Origin of the sequence: Paraburkholderia humisilvae (assembly GCF_902859855.1) — a bacterium.
In the GTDB taxonomy this organism is placed as follows: domain Bacteria; phylum Pseudomonadota; class Gammaproteobacteria; order Burkholderiales; family Burkholderiaceae; genus Paraburkholderia; species Paraburkholderia humisilvae.
This window is the reverse complement of record NZ_CADIKH010000144.1, coordinates 1-7,469: the sequence shown is the minus strand read 5'-3', so window position 1 is coordinate 7,469 and position 7,469 is coordinate 1. Positions and strand designations below refer to the sequence as shown.

2 protein-coding genes and 1 pseudogene are annotated in these 7,469 nt (G+C 54.5%); all 3 read left to right on the top strand.

The window, feature by feature from the left end; genetic code table 11:
• Positions 1-966: 966 nt before the first annotated feature.
• The 3 genes and pseudogenes from HV796_RS39370 to HV796_RS39360 all read left to right on the top strand — a co-directional run bounded on the left by HV796_RS39370 (position 967) and on the right by HV796_RS39360 (position 6,798).
• Positions 967-1,746, top strand: a complete 780-nt coding sequence (locus HV796_RS39370; RefSeq protein ID WP_175233173.1) for a tRNA 2-selenouridine(34) synthase MnmH — start codon at positions 967-969, stop codon at positions 1,744-1,746.
• A gap of 576 nt (positions 1,747-2,322) precedes the next feature.
• Positions 2,323-3,108, top strand: a pseudogene (locus HV796_RS39365) (IS3 family transposase); the annotation flags it as partial.
• Positions 3,109-3,543: 435 nt separating this feature from the next.
• Positions 3,544-6,798, top strand: a complete 3,255-nt coding sequence (locus tag HV796_RS39360; RefSeq protein WP_175233172.1) for a hypothetical protein — start codon at positions 3,544-3,546, stop codon at positions 6,796-6,798.
• Positions 6,799-7,469 lie beyond the last annotated feature (671 nt).

Genomic DNA, 7,469 nt, shown 5'->3' with positions numbered 1-7,469 from the left:
TTGCCTCGTCCAACGGCTTCTTTGCCATGGCGCGTATCTCCATTCAATCCGTTAGAGATATAACGCGCCAGCATCGAATCGGTTGTCATGTTTTATGGGAAACTCAATAGGCGAAGGCTGAAAGTGCATCTACGAGTGTTCGTCACATCATGCGGAAGCGAGGCGCCGATGAAACAAAACTCAATCACTCTGTCAGCCAAGCCTACTCGGATACACCTGACGGGCCGCCCCCCCCCCCCGCTCACGCAAAACATCGAACGGAAAGGAATAGTTGTTGGTCACTAACCATGCGCCCATCCATCGTTTGGCAGCGACTCGCAGAATTACCTCATAGAGCACTATGGCGCCTTTTGACCCTTTTGACCTTTTTGACCACACCTCGTCGAGACCAGGAAACGTACCAGGCGGATGCCCGAGGTCGCTCAATCCGCGGGTGGCTTACCGCGTCCATGCGGGGTACTCGGCCCACGATAGCTGGCAAGTTCCCAAGACCTTGGCTCGTACAACAGATTTTTCGCGTCTCTTCACGTACCCTGCGCGCCCGCTCTCCTGCAGCAATCAGATCGCTGCGGATTTTCAGGTATCTGCGCTTCCGGCCATGGCTCGTTTCTTTACAATGTCATCGCGTACAATCCTGTCGAGTGGATCAGGCTACATGGCGACCTACGTCATCGGCCAGTTCGTCTTTGGGTCCGTTTCCGCGGACCTCGTGACCGCCGATTGCACTCCTCGCGTGCGCACTCCCACCCCTGTCGTACGTGACGATGTGGCTTGCCGTATTCGTGCCTGTGACGGTATTAGTGCCATTCTCAGCCTTCTTCGAGGCCCTTGCGCTCACGCCCCCTATTACAGTGGCCCGACTGCAGCGGTATCTAGCGCCCGATGCGATGACAGTCACAGCAGTGAATCGAAGGAAGTGCACGGCCGTGGACCGGATGAACCCGCCACCTGAAAGACAACACGCTAATGTCCGCCCCCCTTGCCGATCCGGGTATTACAGGCATCGAGGTACAAAGTCCATGTGCCATGATTGCAAATCGTTCGATTTATGACACCAATATCCGAAACTCTGTGAGGTACCAGATGCGAGAAAAGATATTCGACAACTACCTGTTTATTCCGATAATCGGCCTACCAGGTGCTGGCGTCACCGAGACCTTGGATCAGTTGGAGAAAAACGGCGAACAGACCGTGTCAATTGACGAGCTACTCGGGACTCGCGGCATGTGCATCCAAGCCCTGAGCGCGGAAGTTCTGCCTACGCAGGAAGAATTCGACAGTCGGCTGGTCGCAACATTTAGAAACCTAGACCGTGATGCACCGGTTTATATCGGATGGAAGCCGACTGACGTTTTCGGCGTTAAGCTACCACCAAAACTCGTCGACAACGTTCGCCGTGCCAGCTGTGTTGTCCTACCCCGCAAAAGGCAAGAAAGGTTGGCGCGAGTGCTAAACCAGTATGCCACACCGGAATTGAGCACGGACACGGTGGTGGAATTCCTGTCACCCAAGGTTTCCGCAGAAGCACTCGGCGAGATTTTGGCGCATGCAAAATCAAGCGACAAAGAACCCTTTCCGGATCTCCTTGCATGCGTCATTGAACGATACTTCGACCCCGAATACATCGACGAGATCTGCAGATTCAATGGCGCCTTTGTCGGAAATATTGATTCGGCTACGGGTCAATTTGACGGCAAATTTCTGCCTAACCTGACGCGGGAAAAGATAACATCCTACGTTATTTGAGAATGAAGCACGGGTCAGTCGACCCCCCCCAACAAGGACAACCTTTTTTCCGACGCGCCGCCGACGGTACTCGACGGTCGATACCGAGTGCGTCTGCACGCGATGCAAGAGCAGACTCGAAGCAAGCGGAATCATATTCCTATGAAACGCCCACAAAGCGCGCCAGATAATTTCCTCAAAAGGTCCCACTTCACGCATACGAGTTGCGTCCATGTATTTAGGTTTCCTATCATTTGTATCTCGGTGATTCCTGCCCCTGCTGCGCCTTGACTGAGGTTGCCAATACGGTTAAGTTGCATGCTCTTACCGAAGTCACACAAAAAAATGACAAAGGCAAACGCGGACTACGAAGAGACAAGAACCGTACAAGTGACGATTGACGACGTGGTGTATGAGGGCCGATTTCGTGTCCTGACTGGAAGCGTCATTGTCTATTTCGGTAGTGAAATCAAATTTGCGTCGTACGGCATGGATCGTCCGGAAACCGTCGCGCGATGGTTGCTAACGGATCTCTGCCGGAAAACCAAATCAAGAGGAAGAAAGTGAGTAGTAGGTTTGCCGCGAAGAAGGAGCCACACGCAGTGCCGGCACTATCCGTTGTCGGCGCTGTGCGAGGTCCTTGATGTCAGCGTGAACGACAATCATGCCAGGAAGCACGGCGGCACACCCGAGCGTCAGCGGCTGACCGATGCGCAGTTGCTTACGTAGATTCGGACGATTCATGCTCAGTATAAGGGCGCCTACGGCTCGCCGCGCATGACCAGGGCAGGTCCGCTTTCGCCGCTTTCCAGCCAGCAAGACCCGGGTGGAGCGGCTGATGAGCAACAACGGTATTCGATCCCACCGCAAGCGCCGTTATCGGGTGACAGCCGATTCTCGACACAAACTGCCGATCGCGGCGAACGTGTTGAACCGCAACTTTCCGCCGGCCGAGGCCAATCGGGTGTTCACATCGGACATCACGTACATCTGGACGGGTGAACCTTGTGACCGACATGCTGACGATGACATGGTTCCGCCGCCAGCCCGCGCCCGGCGCGTTGCATCACCCGGACAGAGGCGGTCAAATACGCGAGTCACGAATTCCAGCGCAAGCTGAGCCCATACGGCATGCACTGCTCGATGAGCCGCAAAGGCAGTTGCTGGGATAACGCGCCGACAGAAAGCTTCTTCAACAGCCTGAAGAACGAGCGGGTACACGGCATGAGGTATCGCACTCACCGCGAAGCTGTGGCAGACTTGTTCGAATACATTGAAGTGTTTTATAACCGCAGTCGTCTTCATTCATCGCTCGGCTTCGCGTCGCCAATCCAGTCCATGCAAAACTGGCTTGCGGCTCAGCCCGACAAAGGAGACGGCTGCGCAACCCGGGGCTCCCGTGATCGTCAGGGGGCTGGCGTGGCTTGGATACCGCTGCAAAGAGGCCGCCCGGTAGGGCAAACATGTTCCAGCGGCGCCGAGCGCGGCCGAGTTCAAGAGGGGCTTCGCGGATGTCAGCACACGGTAATCACCCTCACCGTGACGAACTCGTCGCCCAACCGAAGTATCAAAGGTCGCTCGCGAGAATTGACACTATCCGAAGAAATCAGGCAGCTCAAAAATCACTTACAAATCGCGATACCCCACTGAAGACGGAGCAGTCGGAGCGGCGGGTTTCGTTTTGACGGGATTTGTTTCGCGGCTCCAATGCAGGACGTCCACAGGAACTCGACAATTCAAGCGCCATCACCGCCTTGCGTGTGGCCTCCCATCGACTCGAATGGGGCAAATTCGAATACCAACTTGCAGGAGCCAGGCTTGGCAATCGACAAGATTACCGGCGTCACTTACGCTGACCGCGCCTGTCAAACCGACGAGCAAACCACCGATCATTCTGCACGGCAGCCAGAACTATCGAGGCCCTCCGTTCACACACAAACCGCTTCAAACGATACTCTATCGGGGTTAATTTCGCTTGAGCAACGCAGGACAAGCCGCTTCTCACGCTCGGCCGACGCGCAATGTCAGCGCGATACAGATACATGTAGCATGGTGCGCACCATGTATAACCATGACCATACGCTCAACATTTCCATATTAAATGATGTTCTCGTGGCGGTCCGGGTGGCGCTTTCAACGCAAAAACGCCTTGATAACACGAAGAGCGCCGCGCAGATCAAAAAAATCCTCGATGGCGACGTAAAGTACAAGAACCTCACACACGCCTTGAAAGATCTCAGTTCCGCCATCGCGAACGAGAGCTCAAACGAGACGACGCAGCGATTGGCGGCCGCAGTCATGATGATGGCATGGGCACACAATTTTCAGAACGGAATAGCAAAATACGATAATGACGGAGAGGAGTCAACGTCGAGATATCTCAAAGCCAACTCCATGCTTGACAGGCGTACGAATGCTTCCGTAGCAAACTCTGTATCCATGACCGCCGATCTGGGCGTATCCTTCGGAGCTTCCGTAGTCCTCGCCGATGCGGCGTCGTTTAAGGTCGGGTTAACCGTAGCAGGCTCCAAAACGGATTCAGTCACTAGGGATCTGGACGGAGACGCTCTACTCACAAAGCTCGCACGAGCCAGCATCGCAGCGTCCGTGATGGGTGACGTTGGAGAACTCGCCGGGACATCCCGACTGGCACAGCTTGGCGGCTCACTAGGGCTAAAAGGCACACGCGGCAGCCTTTTTGATGGAACCAAAACAGGCGCTGTCGTCAACTACGCAATCATGCATCAACGCGAAGGGGGTAAAAGGCTATCCGCCCAACTGTCGCCCACGCGGCGCGACCTCAAGGAGCGCGGCAATATCGTTACGCGCGGCGTGGCAGGAAAATTATCTTCCCTAGTTCGCAAAGCTTACAGTATGCAAGACGTATTTCTGTCAGACTCGCACACGGAGCTCAACACACACAAGCTCATCAAAGGCAGTAACCCGCGCTCATATCTTGTCGGAGCCCAGAGTATTCTCAAGGGTATTTCGGAATATGCCCATCTTCAACAAATTCTGGATTGCGCCTACGACACCAGACTCAGAGGCGATCTACCAAAAAGTCTTTCGCCCATAGTGTTGGACGGAGACTGGATTGACATAGAGGCGGAAGGTAGCGCTAATGTGGATGTGCTTCGCGCAAACCTTGGAGAATATGGTACCGTAACCGGCATAAATGCCTCAGTAACTGGAGACTTGATCCATCGCTGGTTACCATACAGGCTATGGTCCGCACCGCATACTGCGCTCGACAAAGTTTCAGGCGGAAGCACACAGAGCAAGGAAATGCTCCTGGATCAGGTCAGGGAAATCGATCCGTCGGTCGTTCGCTATCTCGATCGTCGCCGCGGACAAGACATCCGTCTCTTGGAACACGATCTTGACGTTCTTGAGGAGCACGCCAACACGCTCCTTTCAGCACGCGGCATTGTAAACGGGAAGGCTTCCCCGGCAGTTCTTAAGCGCCATGCGCGTACGCTTTTCAATCAAAGTCTCGCGGCATTCGAGCATACATTTTCACTTGGCGAATGCGAGTATAAGGACATCAAACCCGAGAGCGAACGGCTTGAGCACATCCTTGCACGATGCTGGAACCGCATATCATTAGGTTACGCGCAAGCCATGCTGGAGACGAAGGCACAGGATGAACCAAATTTGGAAGCCTTGGGAAAACGCATCAAGGACCCGGCCATCGTAATGGCGCGAACGCACCTCTACCACGCGGCCTCCATTCAGCTGAAGGCCACCCCAAGACGCCTAAGGGCGCAAAGCGCATTTACGCTAACTCTGCCTGGAGTGGAGGCTGGGGCGGATAAGATCGCCCAGGTCAAGATACCTTCACTTGGCAATCTGTCCGCCACCGTATATCAAGACACCGTATCACATCATTCGAATTTTCTTCGAAATGGCGAATTCAGAACCATAGATGTATCGGCCACTCATCTTCCAGGGCTTGGCATGATGGACAAGGTCGCATATGCGATTGTGAAATGCCTTATGGATCGCATTTACCCCGGAAACGATGGTCAACAGCTCCACACAACCGAGCGTGCCGCACTTGTCGCATCCTTATCAGCCGCGCTTGGCTCCGGGTCCGCGAACCCCGCGAGCGGCCAGATAGATGCTTCAATGGACATCGCCCGTCAGTTTGAGATCGTTCTCCAACGCAGCGAAAAGAGTGAGCCATGGCGACTTTCATATTTTCAGTCGTCAATTATCGAAAATCGGTCGGCAAGCGCTCAGGCAGAAGGAAAATGGGCCATGGGTGTTGGTGGAAGTGCGGGGCTCAACTCCGCCATCGGCAGAGCCACTCAACTTGTATCACCGCTTATTTTGGGTTCGTCTCCATCCACTCACATACTTCAACTGGCCATTGTGAAAGACACCCTGTTAGATGAACAGGGTAACCTTAGCGCCGAAAAAACAACCTTCGATGGTTTGCGAAATAGTGATTTCGCTCCGATGTTTTTTACAAACAACGCAGTCCTTGACGTTCTCGACTTGATGTACAAAGTGAAGGCAGGCAGAGACGCCAAGGCCGATGTACTTGGACGACTCGCGAGACTTGTCCATAACACGACGCAATACTCTGAGTACAGATCTGCAGGCATACAGGCTGACGAATTGCAAATCAAGATCCAGACTTCACGTCGAATCACATCCAGCCAGAATCAGGAGGATCGGCTACGGTATTTTACGACCACCAACACTGGTCGTGCGCTGCTCGAGGAGTATACCTACGGCATCAGCAAATTTGCGAACATGAAGGATCGCGCCTCATATTTGCATTCCCCAACGGACAAATGGGGATATAAAGCAACCATTTTGACTGCCAGTGGAAAGGAATGTGACGTACAGATCCCAGCTACCGTTGAGGATGAGAGTGCTCCAACCCCGATCGCTACACCGTTCATTCCGGCACGATCGACCCGACAGACGCAGTCGCCTGAGGAGCGGCCGGCACGCAGTCGACGTGCCATCCTTGCGACAAGGAATCGAAATGCCAACCACGAGTTCTCGCGAAATGACCCGTTGCGCCAGCGATACCGCAAAAGTAAATCTTCCGTACGGTAAACCAGGGCAGCTCAATAGCAGTGGATTGACAAAACGTATCGAAAGCACCACCGGGCAACGCCCCGCTGTCCAGCGCGATGAACTGGCGCGCTGGCGGCGCTGAACCCCGCTTCCATGCGGGGCCCCGCGCCGCGCGCTCCGGCTCCGTCCCATCAGGCCGGCGCAGTAACTTGCGATACCCACCCAGTTGGGCGCCTCGCCAGTGTGTGTCAGCATCTCATTCAGTTGCACCCGGCTCCCCGGAATACCTTACTCTTTCTGAGCGAATTGGACGCTTGCCGTCGTCGACAGCGCAATTGCACACACAGCGTGCACCTCCCTCTCATAGCGCTTGGCTTGCATCTCGAAGCTCCGAACAATACACCCTCTAATTCAATCCTCAATTTCGAGATGTATCGCATCTTCAGGCAAAACGAATGACTCCATTTATAGGTAAGCATTAGCCTTCAGGAGAGTAAGCGTCATTTCGAGGCCGCATCGACAGGGTACCCGCGTGAGTCCAAAGTGATGTCCATCACTTCGAGTAGTGGGGACCACTTTGATGACAGAGACCAGCAGTGCTGGAAGCCGCAAGGGGCGGCCGAATTACGCGCCTGAATTCCGGCGTGAAGTTGCAGTGGCCGCGTGCGAGCCGGGCATCTCGGTGGCGAAGCTCGCGCAGTCGCACGGTC